Source organism: Spirosoma sp. KCTC 42546 (assembly GCF_006965485.1).
GTDB lineage: Bacteria > Bacteroidota > Bacteroidia > Cytophagales > Spirosomataceae > Spirosoma.
Genome location: NZ_CP041360.1, coordinates 4,222,816 through 4,249,376, shown reverse-complemented (window position 1 = coordinate 4,249,376; position 26,561 = coordinate 4,222,816). Strand labels below are relative to the sequence as shown.

The 26,561-nt window shown below is 46.6% G+C and carries 15 protein-coding genes; 10 read left to right on the top strand and 5 right to left on the bottom strand.

Translation table 11 applies throughout. The features are described from left to right. The first annotated feature begins 259 nt into the window (after nucleotides 1-259). The 7 genes from EXU85_RS17325 (at nucleotide 260) to EXU85_RS17295 (ending at nucleotide 14,052) form a co-directional block, all read left to right on the top strand. Nucleotides 260-595, top strand: a complete 336-nt coding sequence (locus EXU85_RS17325; protein WP_142773288.1) for a PadR family transcriptional regulator — start codon at nucleotides 260-262, stop codon at nucleotides 593-595. A 16-nt stretch (nucleotides 596-611) separates the two neighbouring features. Then, entirely contained in the window at nucleotides 612-3,269 is a 2,658-nt protein-coding gene (locus EXU85_RS17320) for an ABC transporter permease (protein ID WP_142773287.1), read from the top strand. Nucleotides 3,270-3,359: 90 nt separating this feature from the next. Continuing rightward, on the top strand, nucleotides 3,360-6,038 hold the full coding sequence (locus EXU85_RS17315) for a permease prefix domain 2-containing transporter (RefSeq protein WP_142773286.1): 2,679 nt from the start codon (nucleotides 3,360-3,362) through the stop codon (nucleotides 6,036-6,038). Between the two features lie 20 nt (nucleotides 6,039-6,058). After that, entirely contained in the window at nucleotides 6,059-8,686 is a 2,628-nt protein-coding gene (locus EXU85_RS17310; RefSeq protein ID WP_142773285.1) for an ABC transporter permease, read from the top strand. 136 nt (nucleotides 8,687-8,822) lie between these two features. Beyond that, on the top strand, nucleotides 8,823-11,435 hold the full coding sequence (locus EXU85_RS17305; protein ID WP_246859595.1) for an ABC transporter permease: 2,613 nt from the start codon (nucleotides 8,823-8,825) through the stop codon (nucleotides 11,433-11,435). Nucleotides 11,436-11,587: 152 nt separating this feature from the next. Next, nucleotides 11,588-13,216 (top strand): sensor histidine kinase, encoded by a 1,629-nt coding sequence (locus tag EXU85_RS17300; RefSeq protein ID WP_142773283.1) that lies wholly within the window; start codon nucleotides 11,588-11,590, stop codon nucleotides 13,214-13,216. Between the two features lie 140 nt (nucleotides 13,217-13,356). Continuing rightward, nucleotides 13,357-14,052, top strand: a complete 696-nt coding sequence (locus EXU85_RS17295) for a LytTR family DNA-binding domain-containing protein (protein ID WP_142773282.1) — start codon at nucleotides 13,357-13,359, stop codon at nucleotides 14,050-14,052. A gap of 162 nt (nucleotides 14,053-14,214) precedes the next feature. Here the strand turns inward: EXU85_RS17295 and EXU85_RS17290 are convergent, their stop codons facing one another. The 4 genes from EXU85_RS17290 to EXU85_RS17275 form a co-directional block, all read right to left on the bottom strand. Further along, nucleotides 14,215-16,956 (bottom strand): SdrD B-like domain-containing protein, encoded by a 2,742-nt coding sequence (locus tag EXU85_RS17290; RefSeq protein WP_142773281.1) that lies wholly within the window; start codon nucleotides 16,954-16,956, stop codon nucleotides 14,215-14,217. Between the two features lie 543 nt (nucleotides 16,957-17,499). Next, the gene (locus EXU85_RS17285) at nucleotides 17,500-18,597 is read right to left on the bottom strand and encodes a hypothetical protein (protein ID WP_142773280.1); all 1,098 of its coding nucleotides are present in this window, start codon (nucleotides 18,595-18,597) and stop codon (nucleotides 17,500-17,502) included. A 168-nt stretch (nucleotides 18,598-18,765) separates the two neighbouring features. After that, entirely contained in the window at nucleotides 18,766-19,413 is a 648-nt protein-coding gene (locus EXU85_RS17280; protein ID WP_142773279.1) for a family 16 glycoside hydrolase, read from the bottom strand. A gap of 14 nt (nucleotides 19,414-19,427) precedes the next feature. Further along, nucleotides 19,428-20,267, bottom strand: coding sequence for an alpha/beta fold hydrolase (locus EXU85_RS17275; RefSeq protein ID WP_142773278.1), 840 nt, complete (start codon nucleotides 20,265-20,267; stop codon nucleotides 19,428-19,430). A 136-nt stretch (nucleotides 20,268-20,403) separates the two neighbouring features. On the opposite strand from EXU85_RS17275, the gene EXU85_RS17270 reads away from it, so the two are divergent. From EXU85_RS17270 to EXU85_RS17260, 3 genes are all read left to right on the top strand, one after another. Further along, the gene (locus EXU85_RS17270; RefSeq protein ID WP_142773277.1) at nucleotides 20,404-21,744 is read left to right on the top strand and encodes a hypothetical protein; all 1,341 of its coding nucleotides are present in this window, start codon (nucleotides 20,404-20,406) and stop codon (nucleotides 21,742-21,744) included. A gap of 141 nt (nucleotides 21,745-21,885) precedes the next feature. Then, a complete protein-coding gene (locus EXU85_RS17265; RefSeq protein ID WP_142773276.1) occupies nucleotides 21,886-22,860 on the top strand; it encodes an NADPH:quinone oxidoreductase family protein in 975 nt (324 codons plus the stop codon). Between the two features lie 168 nt (nucleotides 22,861-23,028). Further along, entirely contained in the window at nucleotides 23,029-24,123 is a 1,095-nt protein-coding gene (locus EXU85_RS17260) for a DUF4421 family protein (protein WP_246859594.1), read from the top strand. 118 nt (nucleotides 24,124-24,241) lie between these two features. Here EXU85_RS17260 and EXU85_RS17255 read toward each other — a convergent pair whose 3' ends face one another. Continuing rightward, nucleotides 24,242-26,530 carry a GH92 family glycosyl hydrolase gene (locus EXU85_RS17255; RefSeq protein ID WP_142773275.1) on the bottom strand — a complete coding sequence of 763 codons (2,289 nt, stop codon included), beginning with the start codon at nucleotides 26,528-26,530 and terminating at the stop codon, nucleotides 24,242-24,244. Between the last annotated feature and the right edge of the window lie 31 nt (nucleotides 26,531-26,561).

The window sequence follows — 26,561 nt, the reverse complement described above, 5'->3', positions numbered from 1 at the left end:
GTCAGTTGAATACAGTTGGTAAAACAGGAAGGTCGCGTTCTCACGCGACCTTTTTGCGTTTAAGTATAACGGCCTTACCTCAAATCAGTGTCCAGATGCGTACACGGATTGTCCAGAAACGGACAATGGACGTATTGACCTTCCGTATAAAAAGCTCGATTCTAGCTTGATTGGCGGCTATTTCTCTTTTGGCAGACCATTTGATATACGGAAATAGAGGAAATCAGATTCTAGTGTTCAATAGCCCAACTTTCGGCCCATGCGACGTAGTGATTTAGGCGAGTTTGAAGAGGTGGTTTTGCTGGCTGTAGCTGCGCTGTCCCCCAAAGCCTATTCGGTGGTTATTGCCGAAGAACTGGAGCGGGAAACGGGAAACACGGTTAGTACAGGAGCGGTACATGCAGCCCTCCAGCGGTTGGAGCAAAAAGGGTATGTAAGTTCCTTTTTGGGAGAGGCTACCGCCGAGCGGGGAGGTCGCCGAAAACGACTATTTACCGTTTCTGCTTTGGGTGGTAAAATCCTGCAGGAGGTGCGGGCTGTTCGTAATCGACTTTGGGAGCGCATCGACTCGCATTTGCTACTGGATTGGCAGTAATAACAACTTACTCGGCATGAAGGCTAAAAAATCGGCTCAAGGCCCACCCAGGTGGATGACCCGCTTCATTGAGTGGGCGTGTGCACCTCACTTACGGGAGGAAGTGCTGGGTGATTTACTCGAACGCTACATACTCTGGGTGGAGCAATGGGGCGAGTTGAAAGCCCGACGACGCTACTGGCGGGAAGTGCTGGCCTATATGCGGCCATCTATTAGTAAACGACAAGCTGAAAAATACCCAACTCCAGCAACTATGGAAATGCTACAAAACTATGTTAAAATCGCCTGGCGAAATCTGCTCGCCAATAAAGCCTTTTCTATTATTAACATTCTGGGATTAGCCATTGGTCTTGCCAGTTTTATGCTAATAGCTGTGTTTGTTTATAATGAATTGAGTTATGACAAATACCCCTCGGATGCTAACCATATATACCGTGTAAACATATCCGTTATTGGCAACGGTGATGTGGCCATTTATCCAAATGTAGACGCGGCTGTTGGTAATGGAATCCTGAACGCATTTCCTGAAGCAAAGGAATCGACTCGCCTACTACCGGCCAGTGATTATGTGCAATATAAAAATAACCAGTTTAAAGAAGCTCATCTGGCATTTGCGGATTCAAATTTTCTACAGTTGTTTTCAATTCCTTTGATTGAAGGATATGACAGAGATGCGCTTGTAGCACCTAATAGTATTGTATTATCGAAAGCGTTTGCCATCAAATATTTTGGCAATGAAGATCCACTCGGAAAATCCATAGCTATTGGTACCAACAAAACGGCTTATAAAGTGACAGGTTTGTTTGAGAAGGTACCTGATAACTCTCATTTTCATTTCGATGCCTTTCTCAGTCTTTCCACCCACCATAGTATAAATCCGACATGGAGTAATGTTGGTTTTTACACGTATATAAAATTAACTGATAAAGCTGACCCCAAAAAGCTGGAGGCAAAATTCCCACAACTCGTTGCTAAATATGTGGTTCCGGAGGTGCAACGCGATATGGGAATAAGTCTGGCAGAAGCCCAGAAATCAGTAGATACGTTTCGGTTTTTGTTACAACCACTTACCGCTATTCATTTGTATTCTGATACTAAATATGAATTGGAGCCCAATGGCGATATACAGTATGTTGTAATTTTTCTAATTCTAGCCTTGTTTATTCTACTGTTAGCCTGCGTTAATTTTACAAACCTTTCTACTGCCCAGGCCGCAAAGCGTTCCCGGGAAGTTGGGGTTCGTAAAGTAATGGGGTCAGTAAAAAAACAGCTGATTATCCAGTTTCTGACCGAATCGGTGTTGCTGACCAGTTTTGCTATGATATGCGCTTATTTACTGGTATTTCTTCTATTACCATTCTTCAATCAACTGGCAAACAGGCAAATCGGCTTCTCGTTTTTCCTGAACTATCAGGCTATTCTTACGGTGTTTCTGGTGAGTTTTTTATCCGGGATTTTGGCCGGTATTTACCCTGCTTTCTTCCTGTCATCCTTCAGTATTATTAAAACGCTAAAGGGTTCACTATTTACGAAAAGCCCACAAAACAAACCATTGCACAGTAGTTTAATTGTATTTCAGTTTTCGATTTCTACCGTTCTACTTATTGCCACAATAGTTGTTTACAAACAGCTATATTATATGCAGAATAAAAAGTTGGGGTATGACAAAGATCAGGTAATAGCACTGCCTGATACCCGATTATTGGGCACCAATCAATTAGCCTTTAAAGAGCAGCTTTTACAGGATAGTCGCGTGATTGCTGCCAGTAATTCGAGGTATTTTCCGGGCGGTGAAATGATGGATGGAACCCAAATTCATCCTAAAAATGAAACATCGAATGGCGTAGAAATTCATGCAAATATTTTTCATATAGACTACGATTATCTACGGACATTAGGGATACCGATTATACAGGGGAGAAATTTTTCGAAAGACTTTCCGAGCGATTCAATTTCGGGTGTATTAATTAATGAATCCGCCGTTCGCGAATTAGGATGGACTGGCTTAAATCCTATTGGTCGATCCGTTGTTAAGTCAGGTCAGCAGGAATTTAAGGTAATAGGGGTTACTAAGGACTTTAATTATGTGTCTGTAAAGCAAAAAGTTGCCCCACTTATGATGGTGCTGGGAAGGAATTTCGGTGGTATCGTATTGAAAATCAAGACGACCGATGTGAATGGATTTCTTGGTGATTTGAAAAAACAATGGGATTCATTTAATCCAAATGGTCCACTGGAATACAGTTTTCTTGATGACAAATTTGCCACTTTCTACGCGAGTGAGCAACGTGTCCAGACACTGTTTTCCGTGTTTGCCCTATTAGCGGTTGTTATAGCCAGTCTGGGTTTATTTGCGCTGTCTGCTTTTGTCATCGAGCAGCGTAAAAAAGAAATTGGCATCCGTAAGGTTATGGGCGCTTCCGTACCCGGTATTGTCCAATTGCTCATTCAGGATTTCGTAAAACTGGTTCTGATTTCAATCGTTATTGCCACTCCCTTAGCCTGGTATGCGATGAACCGTTGGCTACAGGGATTTGCCTACCGGATCGACATCGAGTGGTGGATGTTCACCCTGGCGGGCCTGTTGGCTATCGGTATTGCCTTACTAACGGTAAGTTTCCAGAGTATCAAAGCCGCTTTAATGAATCCGGTTAGCTCCCTTCGGTCGGAATGAATAATGTAGAATGCATAATGAGCAACGCTATTGATAATGATTGATAGCTGATGCACCTCATTGTCCATTTTTCATTTTACACTATCCATCATGAACCCACCAAAATTAGCCGATCGACTACTAACCTGGTTTTGTGCTCCTCATCTGCGGGAGGAAGTGCTGGGCGATTTACATGAACGCTATTATCTGCGGGCTCATCGACTCGGTGAGGCTCAAGCCCGACGCCGTTACTGGCGGGAAGTGCTGGCCTATCTGCGACCATCGATGATCAAACGACAAGCTGAAAAATACCCAACTCCAACAAATACTGATATGCTACGGAATTATGTAAAAATTGCTTTTCGAACGCTTAGCCGACACAAGCTGTATACCGTTCTCAACGTAGCTGGTCTGACGTTCGGGATTACGTGTTTTTTGCTGATCGGCTTATATCTCTTCGATGAGCTGACATTTGATCAGCAGCACAGCAAAACGAATCGGCTTTACCGCGCTATTCAGCATAAAAAAACAGCTTCCGAAGATCTTCTGATTGCGGCTACTAGCTATAAGGTTGCTGAAGAGGCAAAAACACATGTTGGTGAAATTGAAAACTCAGCCCGGATTTTCCGAACGGGAAGGGCTAATTTATCAAACCCGGAAAACAAGCATACGTTTCAGGAAACAATCACCTTTGGTACGGCAAGCTTGCTGGAACTATTTGATTTTGAAGTAATTGATGGTAATGGTAAGTCGGGCTTGACTGAGCCGAACTCAATTATTATCGTCGAAGAACTAGCTCAACGACTGTTTAACAGCACGCAGGTTGTTGGTAAAACTGTGGATTTTGAGTTGGGTAAACCGCTGAAGATAACGGCTGTCCTGAAAAATCACCCCCGCAATTCGAGTTTTAGTTTCAACGCGGTCATTTCGGAAGCAACCATCAGCCGTGATCCGGATTTCGGGGACAGTATGTCTGACTGGGCATCACAAAATTTCATGACGTTCTTTCTGTTGAAGGAAAAGGCCGATCCTGAGGTAGCAGCGTCGAAACTAACAGACTTACTCAACGCCAACGTGAAATGGGATGCCGGAACATCGGCCAACTTTACCTTACAGCCACTGGCAGCTATGCACCTCTTTTCTGAGCATATTATAGACCGCGCCAGAAACTCCAACGTCGAGGCAATGAGCCAGGGAGTATTCCTCTACGTGAAAATCTTTGCCATTGTGGCTCTGTTTGTCCTGCTCATTGCCTGCATCAATTACATGAACCTCGCCACCGCCCGGGCTTCCAATCGGTCGAAAGAGATTGGCGTTCGGAAAGCCAATGGAGCGTTTCAGAGTCATCTCATCTATCAGTTTCTAACCGAATCGCTGGTTGTAACATCTCTTTCGTTTCTGCTGGCGGTGGTGCTGATTAATGTACTGCTCCCTTTCTTCAATGAGTTTACCGGCAAAGAACTCTCACTGGGTATTCACAGCGATTATCGAATCTGGCTTTATGCTCTGATCGCTCTTGTTGTTACCGGATTACTATCAGGCAGTTATCCTGCGTTTTTGTTGTCGCGGTTTAGCCCACTTTTGCTGCTGACAAAGATGAAACGGCAAAGCAAAGGGGACCTGTCGTTTCGACAAGGGCTGGTTGTTTTTCAATTTACAATTTCGGTGGTCATGATGATCGCTACCATTGTACTGTTTCAACAGGTTCAGTTTGCGAATAACAAGGATTTGGGGTTCACTAAAGAATTACTGCTGGTGGTGGATATTAACAGCGGGAAAATACGAAGTGGGGCAGAAACGATCAAAACGGAATTCAGCCGGATCCCAACAGTAAAAAGTGTATCGGTTACGTCCAGAGTACCGGGCGAGTGGAAGATAATTCCAACGGTTAAAATCAGGCCCGAAGGAAACACCAGTGAACACAAGACCGCGTACTGGATTGGGGCCGACGAAAACTTTATCAGGACCTTTGCTATAAAGCTTATAAACGGGCGGAATTTTCAGGGAATGAGTGATTCTACGGCTGTCCTCCTGAATGAAACAGCCGCTAAGCAACTCGGTATCCGCGAAGCTGCTTCGCAACGGGTCGAAATCCCCGCCCGAGCTATGGAGGGGAGCTATAGGCCCCTCAATGAGGCTAACCAACCCTTTAACGCGCGGGTTATTGGGATTGTAAAGGATTTTCATTTTCAATCGTTGCGTGAAAAAATTGCACCGATGGTGCTGGGTTTTCAGCGTAACCCGGTGCATAACATCGACTACTTTACAGCCCGAATCGACGGAAAAGATATGCCGGCTACGCTAGCCCAGATGAATACCATTCTGACCAAAATTGACCCCACCCATTTGCTCGAATATCACTTTCTGGACGAACAGCTAGCCCGATTTTACCTGGACGATCAACGCCGGGAAACCATGCTTATCTGGGTTGCGCTGGCTACTATTTTTATTGCCTGCCTGGGGCTTTTTGGGCTGGCTACGTATGCCGCTGAACAACGGATCAAAGAAATTGGGGTGCGCAAAGTGCTGGGTGCCAGTGTGCTGAGTCTTTCGGCCCTGTTGTCAAAAGATTTTCTGAAACTAGTCCTGATCGCTAATGGCATAGCCTTTCCACTGGCCTGGTGGGCTACACATCAATGGCTCAATGAATTTGCGTATCACATTCAGGTTGACTGGTGGGTGTTTGTTGTTGCAGGAGTTTTATCCGTCACCATTGCCCTGGCAACCATTAGTTATCAGGCAATTAAAGCCGCCCTGGTGAATCCCGTTAAGAGTTTGCGAAGCGAATAGCCAGCTAGTCTTGTACCCATATGGAATCCAATAAGCCTAAAATCCCACCCCGTTGGCCCGATAAGCTTGTAACCTGGCTGGTGGCGTCCCATTGGCGGGAGGAGGTCCTGGGTGACCTGCATGAACGGTACGCCTTACAGGTTCAGCAATGGGGTGAAAGCAATGCCCGACGCCGTTACTGGCGGGAAGTGCTGGCCTACCTGCGACCATCGATGATCAAACGAAAACCAAAGGAATACCCATCTTATTCTTATTTGAGCCCTATTATGATACGCAATTATTTGAAAATCGCCTGGAGGAATCTGGTTCGGGAAAAAGGCTATGCCTTTATCAATATGGCCGGATTGGCCATTGGCATGGCGGCTTCAACCCTTATTTTCCTGTGGATTCAAAGTGAGCTTACCTACGACCGATTTTATAGTAAAACAGATCGGCTTTTTCAGGTGTATAACCAGGATATGTTTAGTGGAAATCGGCAGGTTTGGGGAACAACGCCTAAACCACTGGCACCTACCTTAAAACAGAATTATCCAGAGATTGAGGACGCTTCCCGATTCCGGCCTACCACCTTACTATTGACGGCGGCAGATAAAAAAATAAACACAGAGGGCGCCTTTGTCGATCCGTCTTTCCTGAATTTATTTGATTTCGCATTCATGGCGGGTAATCCGGATAAGGCTCTTTCTGGAAGCAATGGCATTGTTATCACAAAGGCGCTGGCTGAAAAATTGTTTGGGACTATCGATGCGTTGGGTAAAATTGTTCAGATTGACCATAAGGATAGTTTCTCCGTGACTGGCGTTCTGGATGATTTGCCAAATAATACCCAATTTAATAACGTATCGTACCTATTGCCCTGGTCGTATTTTGTGACACCCGTTTGGGACTCCGATGGCTGGGCTTCGAACAACAACTATACGTTTGTCCTGCTCAGAGACAAGGTTAATCCAGTGGCTGTCAATGAAAAGATTAAGCGTGTGACCGCGGAACAGCTCAAGGGGGTTATTAATGATGTATCGAACCGGCAGATTTTTCTTCATCCGGCCAGTAAATGGCACTTGTATTCAAAGCAGGAGAATGGGCAACTGGTTGACGGAAAGATTGTTACGGTGCGATTGTTTGGGCTTATAGCGGCCTTAATTCTGCTCATTGCGGCTGTTAACTTTATAAATCTCACAACGGCCCGTAGTGAAAAACGAGCGAAAGAGGTAGGCATACGTAAAGTGGCGGGTGCTCAAAAATCGGCGCTTGTCCTGCAATTCATCAGCGAATCGGTACTGCTTACCTTTTTCGCTGGATTGCTGGCACTGGTAGTGGTTGCCCTTTGTATTCCTGCCTTCAACAACTTAACGGATAAGCAGTTAACCCTGGCACTAGGAACGGTTGATTTCTGGCTTTGTGCCCTTGCATTTGTCCTGTTCACGGGTTTGTTGGCCGGTAGCTACCCTGCTTTCTTTCTCGCTAATTTTCAGCCAGTTAAGGTGATGAAAGGCGCGTTCAGACCTATTCATAGCGTATTCTCGCCCAGAAAAGGGTTAGTGGTCGCCCAATTCACCTTTGCTATCGTGCTGATCATAGCCACCTTAGTGATTCACCAGCAAATAAACTATGCGCAGAATCGGGAAAGCGGCTACGACCAGAATAACCTCCTGTTTACCTATATGTCGGGAGAACTGCCAACATTTTATGGCTCATTTCAACAGGATTTGATACGGGGTGGAGCGGCTGTTTCGGCCAGCAAATCACTGGGCCCCATTACTACTATAAATTCACGCCAATGGGGGTTATCGTGGCCCGGTAGTACAAAAGCAGATAAGGATGTTGAGTTTGACCGGTTTGGGGCCGATCAGGATTTTCTGAAAACGACGGGCACAAAATTATTGGTAGGGCGGGAGATCAATGTTCGGGAGTATCCAACGGATTCAACGGCTGTTTTGTTAAATGAAACTGCCGTAAAAACAATGCAGTTGAAAAAGCCAGTGGGTACGCGCCTGACGTTCGACAATCGGGAATGGCATGTAATTGGCGTTATCAGGGATTTCATCTTTGCCTCTCCCTATGAGCCGGTCAATCCGGTTATCATTCATGGGCCAGGTGGATCAATTCCCCTCAACTGGATGAGCATTCGCCTAAATCCGGCGAATACAGTGGCTAAGAATCTCGAACTCGCCGAAATGATCGCAAAGAAATATAACCCTGGGTACCCGTTCGAGTACACATTTGCCGACGAGTCGTACAAAGCCAAATTTGCCGACGAACAGCGAACGGGTTCATTAACGGGCCTGTTTGCGGGGCTGACCATTCTTATTTCCTGTCTGGGATTATTTGGATTAGCGGCCTACACAGCCCAACAGCGAACGAAAGAAATTGGCGTACGGAAAGTGCTGGGAGCAAGCGTAACCAGTATTGTGAGCTTGTTAACCAAAGAGTTTATCCAGCTTATGCTGGTTGCTTTTGTCATTGGCGCTCCCGTAGGCTGGTATGCCATGGAGAAATGGTTGCAGGATTATAATTACCGCATAGCCATTGGGGTTGGTGTATTTATACTAACCTTGTTTTCCGCTGTGTTGATTGTGCTGCTAACCGTTAGTTTCCAGGCGATCAAAGCCTCATTGATGAACCCGGTTACCTCCCTACGGTCGGAATGAGTAATGGACAATGCAAAATGAATAACGCCATTGGTGCCAATAATACAGCTACTGACACTCATTATCCATTATAAAACTGCCCCGCTTCGCTGACCGCCTGCTGAACTGGTTCTGCGCTCCTCACCTGCGTGAGGAAGTGATCGGCGACCTGCACGAACGCTATGCATTATGGGTGCAGAATTTAGGGGAAGCTAAAGCCCGACGCCGATACTGGCGGGAGGTGCTAGTCTATGTTCGACCCTCGATCATGAAACGACAGCCAACGACCCGGCGCTCCGGAGAATTTCCCAACCCAACAACTACTGATATGCTACGCAATTATTTGACAATCGCCTTTCGGACTCTTGTTAAAAACAAGGGTTACTCGTTTATCAACATTGGAGGGCTGGCTGTAGGTATGGCCGTAGCCATGCTCATTGGCCTGTGGGTATACGACGAACTGTCTTTTGATACGTATCATAAAAATTACAACCGTATTGCTCAGATCATGCAAAATCAGACTGAGCATGGCGTGATCAAGACGTCGCAAACATTACCCTATCCATTCATTCATGAATTAAAGACGAACTACAAACGCCATTTTAAACATATCGTAACGTCTACGCACACAGGTGATTATATCCTGTCGACAACCGATAAGAAGCTCACAAAAAAAGGACAATATATTGGGGCCGAAGCTCCCGAAATGTTCACGCTGCATATGCTCAAAGGAACCTGGGCAGGCTTGCAGGACCAACAATCAATCTTACTGTCGGCTTCCACAGCCAGTGCATTGTTTGGCGATGCCGAACCGATGGGTAAATTGTTGAAAATCAATACGGATAAGGATGTGCGTGTAACCGGTGTTTACGAAGATTTACCCCAGAATACGGAACTTCATAACGCTCAGTTTCTGGCTTCCTGGGATTACTTCGTGGCCACTAATGCCTATATGAGGCAGAAAAAATGGGATAACCATGCGCTCTGGATTTATGTAGAGATTCAACCGAATACTGACTTCGATAAGGTTACGGCCAGTATAAAAGATTCTGAGTTGAATGTGATCAAGCACCTTGAGAGCATGAAGGAGGAGGCTGCAACTACCCCGCAGATGTGGTTAAATCCCATGCGAAACTGGCATTTGTATTCCGATTTTACAAATGGAACGGTCAGCAATGGACCGATTCAATACGTATGGCTAGTGGGCTTGATTGGCTTCTTTGTGTTGTTGCTGGCCTGTATCAATTTCATGAATTTGTCAACCGCTCGTTCCGAAGAACGCGCCAGAGAAGTAGGAATTCGAAAAGCGATCGGTTCGCTTCGAATTCAATTGATTGGCCAGTTTTTTAGTGAGTCCTTTCTGGTTGTATTTCTGGCTTTTGTGCTGGCCATTTTGATGGTGACGACAGCCTTGCCCTGGTTCAACGATATGGCGGCCAAGCAGATGAGTATCCCCTGGAAAAATGGCTACTTCTGGCTGTTTAACTTTGGATTCGTGCTGCTGACTGGTTTGCTGGCAGGTAGCTATCCGGCTTTGTATTTAACCTCTTTCCAACCGGTCAAGGTGTTGAAAGGGGGCGGTTTAGCAAAAGCACAAATGGGGCGTTTTTCGTCCATGCCTCGTCAGGTGCTGGTCGTTATGCAGTTTACGGTTTCGATTACACTGATCATCTGTACGCTTGTTATTTACCGTCAGGTTCAATTTGCTAAAAATCGCCCGGTCGGTTATTCCCGGGATGGCTTGTTAATGGTGCAAATGCAATCTGACGATTTCTATGGGAAAACCGGTTTATTACGTACCGAACTAAAAAATACCGGTGCCGTCACCGACGTGGCAGAATCACAAAGCCCAATTACAGGGGTTTGGTCGACAAATGATGGTTTCCGGTGGAAAGGCCTATCCATAGCGTCGACCGAGCAGTTTGCTACCTTATCGGTCACTCCCGAATATGCCCAAACGGTTGGCTGGCAATTTATAGCGGGACGCAACTTTTCGAAGGAATTTGCTTCTGATTCCAGTGGCTTTATTATTAATGAAACAGCCGCTAAACAGATGGGCTTCCAGAATCGGTCTGCTGGATCGGCCATTGGCGAAACGATTCGCTGGAAAAGCCAGTGGATGACCGATAATGTCGAAAAAAGTTTTATAGTGCTTGGCGTTGTGAAAGACATGGTCATGGAGTCGCCATTCCAGCCAATCAAGCCCACTATCTTTTGTCTGTTTGGGAATCCTAACTGGATCAATATCCGACTCAACCCTGCCATCAGTACCAGCGATGCATTACCAAAAATCGAAGCGGTTTTCAAAAAACTCATTCCATCGGCCCCCTTCGAATACAAATTTGCCGATGATGAATATGCCGCTAAGTTTCGCACGGAAGAGCGGATTGGGAAACTAGCATCATTCTTTGCCATTCTGGCCATTTTCATTAGCTGCCTGGGCTTGTTCGGCCTGGCGTCGTATATGGCCGAGCAACGCACCAAAGAGATTGGTGTTCGCAAAGTACTGGGTGCGTCGGTATTTAATCTATGGCGTTTGCTCTCGAAAGATTTTGTGGTGCTGGTCATTGTTGGGTTTGGCATCGCAACGCCCATTGCTTACTATTTTCTGCATAACTGGCTTCAGAAGTACCAATATCGTACAGAAATTACGTGGTGGATTTTTGCCGTATCGGGTACCGGAGCATTGCTTATTACTTTACTAACGGTGAGCTTACAGAGCATCAAAGCTGCGTTAATGAATCCGGTGCGCTCCCTGCGGTCGGAGTAGCGTGTGGCAGGGAGCGGGGGGCTCGGAGCGTGGAAAACCCTGCACCCTGCACCGAGCTCCCCGACCTTCATCCCATTTTTCAGCTTGTTCAACCCTTTTTACCCACAAGCTTGTTCGTCCCGCCTAGTTTTGGTCAAAAATCAAGTAGACCAATGCGGGACGTACAACTTATTCGGCGCTATGAACTGGTATTCGTACTAAGCACAGCGGTTATTTACATCATCAGGCGATTGATCAGAGAAGTGGACCGAATCGATGCCATGGTAGAGATGACCTTGCATAATCGGGTGCCCTCGTCTGTTGTCTGGCGAAATCTAGCTTCTTACGACCATACCCTCAATAATAATGTTCCTCTGATTATAGGCGTCTGTCTACTACTAGGAGGCTGGTATGTGTTTCATTATCTGACCTATCCGCTCCTAAACGACCGCACTAACGACCAGAAAGTCGCCGTATATGGAGCAATTACTGTGTTTCTACTGCTTGCGGGTACCTTTCTGTATCATTATCTCAAATTACAGGTTCGTTATCAGTATAATGACGCACATCGCATTATTGGCCTTAAAGTGTATTCGCTTTACCGCAAGCGGACTGTACTGGCCGATGTTATTGGGTTTGGTATTGTATTGGGGGTGTATGAGATCGGGTTTCAGTATTATTACTATCTAAAACGGAAGATTTGGCAAGAGTCTGAAACGCATTTCCAGATTGTCAGTTACCTGTTGTTAGCCGGCTTGAGTGTACTGGCGCTTGGGATGGCATTCAGAGGAGATGTGTTAATGTTTTTATGGCAAAGGAATACCCGAACTACATTGATCTTCTCCGGCCTGGCCATTCAGATTCTGTTCCTGCAAGCGTATTTTTATGCTTATATCTTGCCTCTTTTAAAGACTTCTTCAACATACGAGGTGCTACGGGCTGGGCGCATTGCCACCTACATGCTTGTGATCATGCCTTTTCTAAGAAGTTCCCCAACGTCGGAAGTGGTCTTGGCAAGCCGAATTGCTACCTTTTTGTTACTGATTATTGTGTCCACTCTTGGTATATGGGGAGCTAGTACGGGATTTCATTACGACAACCGCGATCCACTTCTTCTGATGTTCCTCGTTTTGATCGGGGCAGTTTCTATTGCATTTCTTCGGCAGGGACTACAAAAAGAGAATACCGTACTTCAAACGCAGGTTTCGGCCAAATCGGCAGAGTTGTCGAGCTTACGGGCACAGATCAACCCCCACTTTCTGTTCAATGCGTTGAATAGTCTGTATGCCACTGCTCTACGGGAAAACAGTGAAAAAACAGCCGATGGTATCCAGAAACTGGGCGATATGATGCGGTTTATGTTGCAGGAAAACAACCGCGATCGTATTCCGCTCGACAAGGAAGTCGAATATCTTTATAACTACATCCAGATTCAGCGCATGCGTATTGACGAGACGCATCCGATTGAAATCCGGGTAAACATTCAGGAGCCTGACCGTGCTATTTATCTCGCTCCTATGATGCTGACGCCCTTTGTCGAGAATGCGTTCAAGCATGGAATCAGCCTCCGGCACCCATCCTGGATTTACATCACGCTAACTTTAGATGACACGCATTTGTATTTTAAAGTACACAACTCCCGGCATCCTAAAACCGGGGCTGATCCTGAAGAAGCTCAATCAGGTGTAGGGTTGGATAATGTGCGCAAGCGTTTGGACCTGATTTACCCCAACCGACATCAACTGGCTATTCAGCAATCGGATCAGGATTACTTTGTCGCATTAACGCTGGTGTATTGGTGAATACCCTGATTTATATAAAAAATCGTTCTATATGAGATATTTTATCCTACCTCTTCTGCTACTTTGGCTAGTGCCAATTGCAATAAGCCGACAAATAATTCCTGAGTTTATTCTAAAAATTAACGCCACTCTCTGCAGCCATGACTCTTACCGCTGTTGCCATTGATGATGAACCCCAGGCGTTGGAAGTAATAAAACTTCATGCGGCAAAAGTCGCGTTTCTGGACCTTAAAGCGTGTTTTACCGACGCCTTTGAGGCCATTGCCTGGCTGCAAACCAATCGGGTGGATTTACTCTTTCTGGATATCAAAATGCCCGATATTTCTGGTATGGAGGTTGTGAAATGTCTGCCTAAAGTTCCGATGGTTGTTTTTACCACTGCCTATTCGGATTTTGCCGTACAGGGATTTGAGCTGGATGCGGTCGATTATTTGCTGAAACCATTTTCGTTAGTCCGTTTTCTGAAAGCCTGTACGAAAGCGCTCGACATGCATACGCTGCGTTCGGATAAGGAACAGGCCTATCTCTTTGTCAAGACGGGCTACGAAACGGAAAAAGTATTGCTGGATGATATTCTGTATATCGAAGCGGAAGGGAATTACCTGATCTATGTACTCAAAAACCGAAAATTACTGAGTCGTCAGACAATGGCCGATTTGACGCAACTCTTACCCTCCGATCAGTTTATTCGGATACACCGTTCATTCTGTATTGCGCTCGATAAAATTGAGAAAATGGCCCGTCAGGAACTAACGGTGGCGGGCCAACCGATACCGATTGGTGCTTCGTACGAAGATGCGTTGATTACCATACGAGCTCGATTGATTGACAAATAGGGTTTAGGCAAAAACAACTAAACGGGGAAGTCAAGAATTATAAACACGAAGATGTAGAGGGGGCTAATTTACGTAGGGTTACGACGATTGTATTACTTGAAAAAGTCCCCAGAGCTATGGCTATGCTCGGGGAACTTTTGATGAATAAGAAGTTTAGTTGATCTACTTTAGTTGTTTAATGCTTATAGGAAAGCAATCAGTTGGCGCAATTTTAAGGGTTGTTACCGCCGACTGACGGCAATCGGGATTCTCTGGCATGGGATAGATAGTTGCATAAATATATTGATAGGAAACGCCAGACGAAGTCGCACCAGTTGTAAGTACTGGATGATAGAGTACCGCCCGATTTGTAGTGCTATCAGGCTTTACAGTGCCTAACACAATCCCACCACTGCCGTACATGGCTGTACCTGACTGAGGACTACTAAACTGCACAAACCTAACTGAATCGATCTGGCTGAAATGAGTACCAAATGCTGCGATTGAGTCTGGCGCCACTGTTCGGCAAAGCGAAATAGTATCTTTTTCACTGCTTATGGATGGGCAGGAATAAATAGACAGGTCGTTCGAGAAATCGTTTTGTCCAGCATCCTTGGTCGTTAGGCTAATTACAGCGTATCCGTTAACTAGCTGAGCATCTGAGTCGCGCTGGTCTGGATTGGTAAAACCTGTCTGATTATTCGGTGAAAGAGCATAGTAAGGTTGACGATCAGTTGCGCCCTTTCTGGCTCCGGCTGCATTAGCCGCTTTCCGGCCTCCGGATGGGGTTAACGGTTTAGTTCCAGTCAGGGAAATATCCAGCGTTGATAATTGGGTTGTCGCCATTCGAATCTCGTACTTATGTCCATATTTCAAACCACTCGGAACGGTAGTATTATTAAAATAATATTGCCCTCCATCATGGGTAGTCTGAGTGGCAACCACTGCACCTCCATCTTCCATATCATGAAGCGTTAGTACAATACCGTCAATACCAGTTTCATAAGCGTCCTGAATCCCGTTGCGGTTATCGTCAAACCAAAGCCGGTTTCCAATTTCAATGCCAGCCGGGTCACATAAAGCTTTGACATCTCCCAAACCGGACGCTTTTCCGAATGAACCAGGTGTCAGTGTATACAAGACATAATTTCGATTTGAAGACCCATTTTTTGTGTTAAACACTTTTACCCCACCTGACTGGTAGATATCAGTAACTGGGTCAAAAGCCGATGTAACGACCTCATTATAACCTGGGATCAGGGACAATGCGCCGTTGGTTACTTCTGAATGAGCATAATGATTAATAAAAAACCAGTTATCCTTTCCAAAAAACTCACCCCCGGTGTTCGTCGCATCAATCGGGCCTTCGCCATTTCCTACACCACTACCGGTTAAATTACCCGATTTCCCGTTTTTCTCCAGCTCAAAAACACCATTATTGTTGGCGGCACGCAATAGATCGCCACCAGTAAAGCCATCGAACGCTCCGTTACCCTGTGGAGAATGATTAGCTACACCCGATAAATGGCCGAAACGATCAAGGAAGCCGATCAGCATCGATCCATCATCGTCAAATTCAAGGTCTGAAACAATGGGCTGGGGGTACATCACAAAGGTGGGGTTATTGCCTTGCCCACAAGGAGTTGGCCAGCTATCGCTCCAGGGTAACCAGTGGTCATACTTGGCGCAACTAGTTTCTGGATGAGTATCATCCGTTGTTATATCAACAGGGCCTCGCTTAAAATTGAGTGGGAAGGAGAGAACTTCGTCAAATACGGGCGTAGTAGTTGTTGGATCGAAGCGGTATATGGTTGCTTTTAAATCGCTTTGCTGTTGTGAGGTTTCGGCTGAACAAACCACCCCAACATAAATCTTGCCATGATAGACTTTAAGTGCCCAGGGACGAAAATCACCATTGGAACAACCTGGATCAGGAATTGACCACGAATGGACAGAGGTTAAGGAGGTGGGTGCTACCGCGGGTGTATCAATGAACAAACTGTAAATTTTTCGATCGTTCAGATTGACGAAATACAAGGTCTTATCATCTTCCGATATATCCATACCGCCAATACTAACCCGCCCCATAGCTGTCATTGAACCCGGATCGGTACTTGCCTGGGTTTTATCGCCAAACAATCCGCTGTGGGGGTCGTCCCCGGTATCAATTCCGAGTGTTTTGACATCAAGAAAATTAGTTGTTGTTTGGCTTGGCATATCAGTCATATAGATACCTCCAGAGCCTAGCGGCCCAAAACTCATATGACGCTTGATTACAGCTGCACTGAATACTTTTTTGGTTCGTCGTTGATAAGCAATTGCCCAGATAGCACCTACCTGGCCTGCCGTTGCCAGATGATTGGGCGGAAAGTTGTCTGGCTGACCAGTAGCTTCGTAAGCAATACTGACCAGGGCATCACTCTCAGCAGTCTGCTTTTCATCAGGTACCGGATTACCAGTTGCATCGGTTGTCAGCTGGGTATTCCCATTGACATAGCAAGGTATTACCAGCCGAACTCCGCTTGGCTGGCAGTAATCGGCAGGGTAGTTAATGCCCAAGTTTACCTGTTCTGCGGGGCTTTTAACAAATTGCACGCTGGTGCCACTCCTGGAACTGTAAGGGCTACTATAATAGCCAGGGGGGAACTGGTCAAATTCGATTCGCACCGACTGACCAGCAGGCACATCGGTACTCGTAAATGAATAATTCCCTTTAGCATCAGTGATCGTCTGAACAGGAGTTTTATTCATGCCAACAAAGGCCCATACAGGTACTCCAGCCATTCCTACTTCAACGGGTAATGTATCTGAACGAACACCATTAAGATCAAAGTCTCGAAAAACTGCCCCCTTTATTTGTGCATGTGTTACATTAATACACACGAAAATGGCAATAAAGACTATAAACGTACAAATTTGTTTCATTTGATTAACATTTGGTTTATTTTAAAATAAACACATTCTTTATTTACGTGTACAATTATAATGCCAGTAGATTGGCTTTGTGTGTTTTGAAAAAAAATACACATTAAGAGCTGATTCGACCGCTACGGGTGAGAGGGCAAACCATTGGGGAATAAAGGAGGTGTCTTATTATAGACAATACCATAGGGTAGTATACTTGCTACCGATAGTGATTACTAGAATAGAGTTAGTGCTTTTACCTATTAATGGAAATTGAGCAATTAGCAATACGTCCGGATTGGCTAATCATGTTCGAGCAATTCAGTGGATGTTCACAAGTAATCGTGAACGTAAATAGCTTTATCAGCCAAGTTGGGCCTTAACTGAAAAAGCGGATTGGCATTGCCAATCCGCTTTAAAATTTATCTACACCATAAGTAGAGTAGGGAAACAAAGTTACCTGGTGTAAATATATATGATTATAGGCATAATGTTTCAATTTAAATATCCTAAATATGCAATGTGGCATATTTAAATTGAATTAATTATACTGTTCACAAGTTGTCACTTGACAATAAGACCCCGTTGATCAACAATCCTGCTCTGGATTCCCCACCCGCCAAAGTTTTCAGAAACTGCAATCCAGAGTGCGTTTTTGCCTTTTTTTAGATCAAGATAAATCGCATCGTAATAGCCAACGGTGCCCAGAAAGCGATAATCCCGCGATAGAAATTCATCGTGACCGGAATACAGCAAACGGCCATTAAGATAGACTTTGGCGCGGTCGCTGAAGCCGAGATCTAGCTTCTTGATCTGCGGTTTATCGGACATGATCGTCAATTTTGTAAAGACCGTATTGGCGTCGTCACTGCGTTTGCGAATTTTGGAAACATTGAGTTGGCCCGAGTTTTCGGCCGTTAAGCTGCTCCATGTTAATTGGTTAGCTACTGACTGTGGGATCGTATAATCGGTTTGCAGTAGCTTTTCGTCGAAGGTGCTGGAAACTTGCCAGGTCAATAGCGTACCTGGTTGAGGAGCTGCTTCGGGCTTGAACTTACCCGCCATGGGTGGATTGTCCGTTTTGGTATACTGAAAATTAGCGAAACGCGTGGTTATTGGTGCCCCGTTTTCCAGGCTGATTCGGCCAGGTTTGGGTTCGCGTTTTAGCTGATGGATCAACAGAGCGGGTTCAATGGAATTGCCGATATACACTTCGGCTTGCGTATCCCGAACAACCAGTTTAATGTGCACCCACTCATTCATGGGGTAATTCACGGTTGTCGAATAACCATCGCCATAGTAGAACTGCCAGGAATCCTGCCCATTGTAAACGGGCATATATTGAATGGCATCAGGATTGCCTACCCGATGGGGCCGCAGATAAATGTGCTCAAAATTGTCGTTGTCCTGAAGGCGAAACCCAAATCCAGGAAAGTCGCGATCCGGTGACAGAGTCATGTCAAATTCGATGATGCCATTTTTAAAGGTATTGTCTTTCAATGTAATCCGCCCGTTGGTTAGCAAAATGCCGTCTTTGCCCTGAAATGTCTCTTTCGTAACCTTACCGGCATACGTCCAGGCTGACGAATCGAATGGGACGATGGTTTGAGCAACTAGTTGACTATTAGTAACTATCAGCAAAAAAAATAACAAGGCTTTCATGATAAATATTAATTGATGCTGGTTGGGTTGGCGTTTAGTAGTTCATTGATGTACTCCCTGCCATCGCTGGACTAGAACTCGTCCAATTTTGATTCTGGTAAATCCTTGTCTGGTTATTATCCTACTAGCAGCAATAGGATCAATCAGAATCAATAGGAGCACTAGAATCTATTTTGGTAAAGCTCGGGTCACCCTGAAATTGGCAAAATAGCCTTCGGGCGTGTTGCCCAGCCAAAGTCCCACCGATCCTTTTGAACTGCCACGGGCCAGATTTTTGATCTGGTACACTTGTTTGCCATCTACGAAAACGGTTGCCATTGGCCCTTTTACATCGACTTTGACGTGGAACCATTGCTGCGTCTTACAAACCGGAGACCCCTGATAAACAGCGGCCTGGTAGTCGGGCCAGTTGACGAGGCCGTTGTTGATTGGCATGTATTGCATCGCCCCCGATTTTCCCGACATGAACGGACGGAAGTAAAAGCACTCGTAACGCGGTTCACTGCCGACCTTGTTAAAGTGGAAAAGCACACCCAGAAACGAGATCGTCGATTTGGGAAAGGGGGTCGCAATATCTAGTTCAATGCTCCCATCCGAAAAGGAATAGTCGTTGAGGTAAGCAATGCTGGCTCCCGTAGCCGTTTCTTTCTCGCGGATAAGTTTGAGTGCGGGCTTGCCTAAGTAAGTAGCCCTGGTGTACTTGCTGCTGAACGTCCATTGTTTGGTTGAGAAATCGCCGTAATTCTCGGGTTGATTCTGGGCTGTTGCCTTCAGGGCAATTAACCCAACAAGCGAGGTCAATAGGAGGGTTTTCATGAATAAAATAGGGTTTACTTGATAAAAGGAACGATAGCTTCCCAAACCGCATGGAAGTTGCAATAGAGTACCACATGGCCGCAACCGGGAATAATAGCCAGGGTGCCGTGCTGAAACAAACGGGCTGTTTCTACGACTTTTTCAGTCTTGAAATACGGATCTTTGTCCCCGGCCATGACCAGAACGGGGCAGTTGACCTGGTGCAGGGCTTCGTCGGAAATGAAGGTTGGCTGATTCCAGAGCGGGTCGAGTTTATCCAGCAATTCATTCCATCGATTCGGTTCGGGCATGATCGCCTTTCTGGATTTTACGAAATCGGGCGCTAGTTTATCCAACCGTTCGGCGGTCATTTTGCCTTCTTCTTCGTTGCTCAAAACCCGATCCGCTGGTCGCCGGGGGGAACCGATTGCCACGAGTTTTCGAACCAGTTCGGGGTGTGTGGCGGTAAGGTTATAGCCGGTGATGCCACCATCACTAAAGCCGATGACCAGCACGCTATCTTTCGTTACGCTTCTGATAACGGCATAGGCATCATTGGCGAGTTGCTGGTACGTAAATGGTTTGGTGCCAATCTCCGATTTGCCATGCCCTCGGGTGCCAATGGCAATAACCTGATGGGTTTGAGCCAGTTTAGGAATCAGAAATTCGTACTCGTCGATATACCCGAACAACCCCCCGTGCAGGAGCACAATAGGTTTGCCTTTTCCATAAAGTTCATAGTAGATTTTGGCATCACCCACGTTGTAGTAGTGGCCAGCCTGCGGATTGTTGCCGTAGGGAATAGTGGTCTGGGCATTGACCAGATGGGCAAGTAGAAGCAGTAGAAATGCAAAGGCTGTCGGCCGGTTTTTCATCGTTTGTTTCAGTACATTTGGTTGATCAATCGCGAACGAAAACAAACTTGCGAACCCCAGCGTACAAGGCCTATTCAACCCTGTTCAACTTCTATTCAAGTTTAGACAAGTAGCTAACTGACTGACAGCTAGGTTTATGATTACTCAACAGGAAGACAGAGAACTCGCCCGCTGCCGTCGGTTGATCGAGGAGAAAATGGGGTGGGGCAGAAGCGACGGGTGGTCTACCCAGGATTTCGAACGGCTTAGTGAACAGATTGCCGGACAGACGGGCATTTCGTTGAGCGTAACAACGCTTAAGCGGGTGTGGGGGCGGGTGCGTTACGAATCGGCACCCACAGCCACCACGCTCAATGCGCTGGTACAGTTTGCGGGTTATGAAAACTGGTCGCATTTTAAAGCGGTTACGGAGCAGGATTTCTCACCAAAAAAACAGAGCGAACCTGATTCTATAGCCGTACCTGAACCTGTTGGAGAGCTGCCAGCGACTACCTTAAAACCAGTTCAAGAGCGTCTTATCGCTGGTAGAAATCGCTTATGGGTAGGACTTGGATTGCTAGCCAGCGTCGTTGGCGTTCTCGCGTTTTTTCTGAGCAATGCTACGCCTAAACCACTCTCCCCAACTGATTTCTCATTCAGTAGCCAACCTGTTGCAAAGGGCCTTCCCAACTCGGTCGTCTTTTCGTACGATGCCACCGCTTCGCCTACCGATTCGGTGTTTATTCAGCAATCCTGGGACCCCCGTCGACGCGACCTGGTACCTAAAAACGGCCACGAATACACGTCAATTTATTATTCGCCCGGCTACTATCGGGCTAAGCTGGTGATTGGTAAGCAGATTGTGAAGCAACATAACCTGCTGATTCCATCGGATGGCTGGCACGTGGCCGTTTTGTGGACACCTGTTCCGATCTATTTCAAATCCGATGACATAACTCGAAAAGGAGTCCTGGGGTTGTCGGTTGAGGATATTAAGAAACGTAATATTCCAGTACAACCTCAGCCTCCAACGGTACTTTATCGGTATGTGCGGGAGTTTGACCGGCTTAATGCCAAAAATTTTATATTCGAGACGCGGGTGAGAAATGACTTTGAAAAAGGCTCCTCGGCTTGCCAGTATATTCGAATAATGGTTCTCTGTAAGAACCAATACTTCTCCATTCCACTGTCGGCAAAAGGCTGTATTGGCAATCTGGATTTGTACCTGGCTGGCCACCAAGCAGAAGCAAAGACGAAAGATTTATCCAATTTCGGGGCTGATTTGTCAAAGTGGGTAGACGTTCGTTGTGAGGTTCGGAACAAGCGGGTGCTACTCTTTGTGGCTGGTAAAAAAGCGTATGAAGCCATCGCGCCCAATGCATTTACGGATATTGTGGGTGTCAGCTACGAATTTGAAGGCACCGGTTCAGTCGATTTCGTTCGCTTTAAACGGCCAGATGGAACGATTGCGTTTGAGGATAATTTTGATGCGCATTAATAGCGCGATGAGATGGCGCGAACGTCTACGTTCGTGCCGACTATTCCCCGGCCTCTGGCCGGTTGGCTATTACTTAACTTCCGGCCAGAGGCCGGGGAATAATCAGCACGAACGTAGACGTTCGCGCCATCTATAAACTACATGAAAGCCATCCTTTGCCGCGCCTACGGGCTACCCGACACGCTTACGCTTGAAGATGTTCCTGCACCAACGCCCGGCCCCGGTGAGGTGTTGATCCAGACGAAAGCCTGTAGCCTGAATTTTCCGGATACGCTCACGATCCGGAATATGTATCAGTTTAAACCCCCGCTGCCGTTTTCGCCGGGGAGTGAATCGTCGGGTATCGTTAAATCGGTGGGCGAGGGTGTAAAGCACGTCAAACCGGGCGATCACGTATTTACGTTCGGTTCGCATGGCGGACTGGCCGAAGAACGTATTTCGGATGCCCGAACCACGATTCCCCTGCCCGCTGGGATGGATTTTGTAACAGGTGCGTCGACCATGTATGCGTATGGCACCTCCTATCATGCCCTGAAAGATCGCGCGCAACTGCAACCCGGCGAAACATTGCTGGTGTTGGGAGCGGCTGGCGGTGTCGGTTTAGCGGCCGTAGAATTAGGTGATCTGATGGGGGCCACGGTCATCGCAGCCGCATCGTCCGATGAAAAACTAGCGGTCTGCAATGAGAAAGGAGCGTCCTACATGATCAATTACACCACCGAAGACCTGCGCGAACGGATCAAAGACATCACGCAGGGGAAAGGCGTCGATGTTATTTATGATCCGGTGGGCGACAAATGGGCGGAGCCAGCCATCCGGTCGCTGGCCTGGAAAGGTCGGTATCTGGTTGTCGGGTTTGCGGGGGGCGAAATTCCGAAGATTCCGCTGAATCTCGCGTTGTTAAAAGGTAGTTCGCTGGTGGGCGTTTTCTGGGGCATGTTCACTCAAAAAGAAGCGGCCCTGAGCATGAAAAACATGCAGGAAATTGCGGGTTGGGCCATGGAAGGTAAAATTTCACCGCATATATCTAAACACTATACGTTGGCCGAAGCGCCACAAGCGCTTACCGATATGATGGAACGTAAAGTCATTGGTAAAGCGGTTGTGGTGTTGTAGAAACATTCTCTGCCTTCACCTGTTCAATAGAACGCAGATCTTTATGATCCTTATGATTTATTTATGATTTAATCCCTGAATAACGGAATATTCATTTGGCCATTTATCCGGAAAAATCATAACTAATCTTAATAATCATAAGAATCTGCGTTCTATAGAGGAGATTAGATGTCCTGTTTACGCATGGGTAAGGTTATTTTGGGGCGATGGTTACTGCTTATCCTGCTGATGGGTAGCCACATTGGCAGTTTTGGACAGGGCCTTAGTTTGTTGGGTATTCCGCTGGATACGTTGCTGAAAACCAAGATACCACGGGTCGACAAAGCCTACATAACGACTTATTATCGACAGTTACATTTATATGCCGTCAGCGACCGTCAGGATTATACCCTGCGGGTGGTTGGTTCGCCGAATACGTTGGTTTACAGGCCCAATCTGGCCTGGTCGCTGGGTCTGGGGGTCAACTACAAATGGTTCGGAACGGAAATAACGGTTAAACTGCCATTCTTTGGCTACAATAACGACCTCCGGGGAAAGACCAAACCGTTTGGAGTGACTATCAATTTAAACAACCGCCGGTTCTGGTTATCAACGCAATACCAGTTTTATCGCGGTTTTTATTTGAGCAATCCCGACATCCTTCAGGCGAATTGGTTTGACCATAATTCGGCGTATCCGTATCGCAATGATCTTCGGAGCCAGACGGTGTCGAGCCGGTTGCTGTACCAGTTCAATCCGCTCCAGCTCTCGACACCAGCCACATTGCTTCAGCGGGAAGAACAACGCAAAGGCGCAAGTTCCTGGAATGTTGGGGCTTCGATAACCTATCAGCTCATACGGGCCGATTCGTCCCTGGTACCCACTGCGTTGCAGGCTGATTTTCGGCCCGAGTCGAATCTGCTAAATCTTAAATCGGTGGCCGTGGGCATCGATCTGGGGTACAGCCAGACGTTTGTTTATCGCAAACACTATTTTGTCAGTTTCACCGTACGGCCGGGACTAACGATTATGCTACAACAAAGCAGTGGCGAAACATCGGGTTCCGAAACGCACATACAGCCGGGCTGGGAGGGAATTGCATCGGCAACGATTGGTTATAGTTCGAGTATCTTTTATGGCGGATTATATGGATCAACCACGCTGATGAACCGGACCTTTTCGAATGGTTTGATCAACACGAACACGAGTTATCTTCGACTGGTGTTCGGTAAGCGAATCCGCTATCGACCGAAAGGGATCATCAAACAGGTTCCTGGTTTGTAAGTTATCATTCATTGTCATTGATGGTCATTAGGTTGTCATTGATGGTCATTCGTTGTCATTGATAGATTATCCACAATGAATGACTATTAATGACAACCTAATGACCATCAATGACCATCTATTTTTTCGTTGGTTTCGCGCTCATGTAAAACGTTAGTTTCCCGCCTTTCAAAATATCCGAATGCGTAATTATGGGCCGCGTCAATTCCCTGCCATTCAACAGCACCTTCTGCACATACACATTTTTATCGCCCTGATTGATGGCTTCGATGGTAAACGTCTGGCCATTTTCCAGGTTCAAGCGGGCGTTTTTGACCGAAGGACTTCCCAGCGAGTATTCTTCGGAACCGGGTGCTACCGGGTAAAAACCCATCGAAGAGAACATGTACCAGGCGCTCATCTGGCCACAATCATCATTGCCGCCCAAGCCGTCGGGAGTGGATTTGTATTGCATGTTGAGGATCATCCGGACGCGTTCCTGCGTTTTCCAGGACTGCCCCGCCCAGTTGTACAGGTAGGCAATGTGGTGCGCTGGTTCGTTGCCGTGAATGTACCCACCAATGATTCCTTCGCGGGTAATATCTTCCGTTTCGGCAAAAAACTCATCCGGCAAATGCATCGAAAAGAGCGAGTCGAGCCGGGTGGCAAACTTTTTGGGCCCACCCATTACTTGCATCAGGGCTGCTGGATTTTGTGGTACAAAAAAACTGAAGTTCCAGGAATTGCCCTCAATAAAGCCTTGCCCATCCGTTTTCAATACATCAAACTCTTTTTTGAACGAGCCATCGGCCAGGCGGGGACGCATAAACCCAATGGACGTATCGTAGACGTTCTTCCAGTTTTCGGAGCGTTTGAGATAGGTGGCATACACATCGGGCCGATTCAGTTTCTTCGCCAACTGGGCAATGCACCAATCGTCATACGCATACTCAAGCGTGTTCGAGACGGAGGTTCTATTTGTATTCTCAGGAATAAACCCTTTGTCTATGTACTCCCCAATGCCTTCGTAATCACGGTGGTTGGAGGTGGCTATGCAGGCATCCAGCGCTTTCTGGGCATCGCCTTTATAGACACCCTTGATAATAGCATCGGCCAGCACCGATACGCTGTGATACCCACTCATACACCAGTTGTCATTGGCGTAATGCGACCAGATGGGCAGCATTTTGAGTGCGCTTTGGTCGTAATGGGCCATCATAGACTGCACCATATCGTTAGAGCGAGCGGGTTGTGTAAGATTCAAGAATGGATGCAGCGCCCGATAGGTATCCCACAGTGAAAACGTCGTATAATTCGTAAACCCACCCGCCTGATGCACACCCTGATCCAACCCTTTATATTGCCCATTCGCATCCATATAGGTGGTTGGGTTGATAAACGAGTGATAGAGCGATGTATAGAAGTTTACTTTGTCGGTTTCCGATGCGTCGATCTGGATTTTGTTCAACTCCTTATTCCAGTCGGCCTGGGCTCGTGCTTTTGTCTGCTCGAAGTTCCAGTGCGGGATTTCGGTTTGCATGTTGGCCAGCGCATTTTCCTGACTAACCGGCGATAAGGCCATTTTTAGTTTAACTTTCTCGCCCTCGTTCGTATCGAAGTCGAAATACATCCGAATCTTCTTGCCCGCTAGTTCCGGGAAGTTTTTGGTCTGATCGAACTTCCGCCAGAAGCCCTTATACACCTGCGGTTTATCCAGGTTTTGCTGTCCGTATGATTTAAAGGGTTTCGAAAACGATAGGGCAAAATACACCGTTCGGGTGCGTGCCCAGCCGTTGGTTTGCCGATAACCCGTTATCAGTGTGTCGTTGACCACCCGCACGTACGTCCAGACCACTTTATCCTCGTAATTGTAAATACCGTGCGTCAAATCCAGAATAATGTGCGACTGATCCGACTTTGGAAATGTGTACTGATGAAAACCAACCCGACTGGAAGCAGTCAGCTCGGCGGTAATGGCATCATCGTCAAGTTTGACTTTATAATACCCCGCTTCGGCCACCTCATTCGCGTGCGAAAACGCCGACCGATAGCCACCCTTGGGATTCGACGCCACGCCCGGATTGAGTTGTAAAGCCCCCTGCGTGGGCATAATCAGAAAGTCACCAAGGTCCGAGTGCCCCGTACCGCTGAAATGGGTATGACTAAACCCGACAATCGTTTTGTCTTCGTATTTATAACCCGCACAGTATCGATAAACATCGCCATTGTATTTGCCATTAAATTCGTACGATAACGTGTCCGAATCTGGGCTTAACTGAACCGACCCAAACGGCACCGTAGCGCCAGGAAAGGTATGTCCCATTTTTTCGGTGCCAATCAGCGGTTGTACGTAGGGAACCAGATTCTGTTGAGCGTAAGAGAGGAAAACGAGGAATTGGAAGAGGATTGTAAAAGTAATTTTCATCATTTTTTGACGGGAAATCCATTGGCTATGGTAA

What these genes read in the sequence shown, in the direction of transcription:
- EXU85_RS17325 (WP_142773288.1), top strand. Translation starts at nt 260, where the DNA reads ATGCGACGTAGTGATTTAGGCGAGTTTGAAGAGGTGGTTTTGCTGGCT.
- EXU85_RS17320 (WP_142773287.1), top strand. Translation starts at nt 612, where the DNA reads ATGAAGGCTAAAAAATCGGCTCAAGGCCCACCCAGGTGGATGACCCGC.
- EXU85_RS17315 (WP_142773286.1), top strand. Translation starts at nt 3,360, where the DNA reads ATGAACCCACCAAAATTAGCCGATCGACTACTAACCTGGTTTTGTGCT.
- EXU85_RS17310 (WP_142773285.1), top strand. Translation starts at nt 6,059, where the DNA reads ATGGAATCCAATAAGCCTAAAATCCCACCCCGTTGGCCCGATAAGCTT.
- EXU85_RS17300 (WP_142773283.1), top strand. Translation starts at nt 11,588, where the DNA reads ATGCGGGACGTACAACTTATTCGGCGCTATGAACTGGTATTCGTACTA.
- EXU85_RS17295 (WP_142773282.1), top strand. Translation starts at nt 13,357, where the DNA reads ATGACTCTTACCGCTGTTGCCATTGATGATGAACCCCAGGCGTTGGAA.
- EXU85_RS17290 (WP_142773281.1), bottom strand. Translation starts at nt 16,956, where the DNA reads ATGAAACAAATTTGTACGTTTATAGTCTTTATTGCCATTTTCGTGTGT.
- EXU85_RS17285 (WP_142773280.1), bottom strand. Translation starts at nt 18,597, where the DNA reads ATGAAAGCCTTGTTATTTTTTTTGCTGATAGTTACTAATAGTCAACTA.
- EXU85_RS17280 (WP_142773279.1), bottom strand. Translation starts at nt 19,413, where the DNA reads ATGAAAACCCTCCTATTGACCTCGCTTGTTGGGTTAATTGCCCTGAAG.
- EXU85_RS17275 (WP_142773278.1), bottom strand. Translation starts at nt 20,267, where the DNA reads ATGAAAAACCGGCCGACAGCCTTTGCATTTCTACTGCTTCTACTTGCC.
- EXU85_RS17270 (WP_142773277.1), top strand. Translation starts at nt 20,404, where the DNA reads ATGATTACTCAACAGGAAGACAGAGAACTCGCCCGCTGCCGTCGGTTG.
- EXU85_RS17265 (WP_142773276.1), top strand. Translation starts at nt 21,886, where the DNA reads ATGAAAGCCATCCTTTGCCGCGCCTACGGGCTACCCGACACGCTTACG.
- EXU85_RS17260 (WP_246859594.1), top strand. Translation starts at nt 23,029, where the DNA reads ATGTCCTGTTTACGCATGGGTAAGGTTATTTTGGGGCGATGGTTACTG.
- EXU85_RS17255 (WP_142773275.1), bottom strand. Translation starts at nt 26,530, where the DNA reads ATGATGAAAATTACTTTTACAATCCTCTTCCAATTCCTCGTTTTCCTC.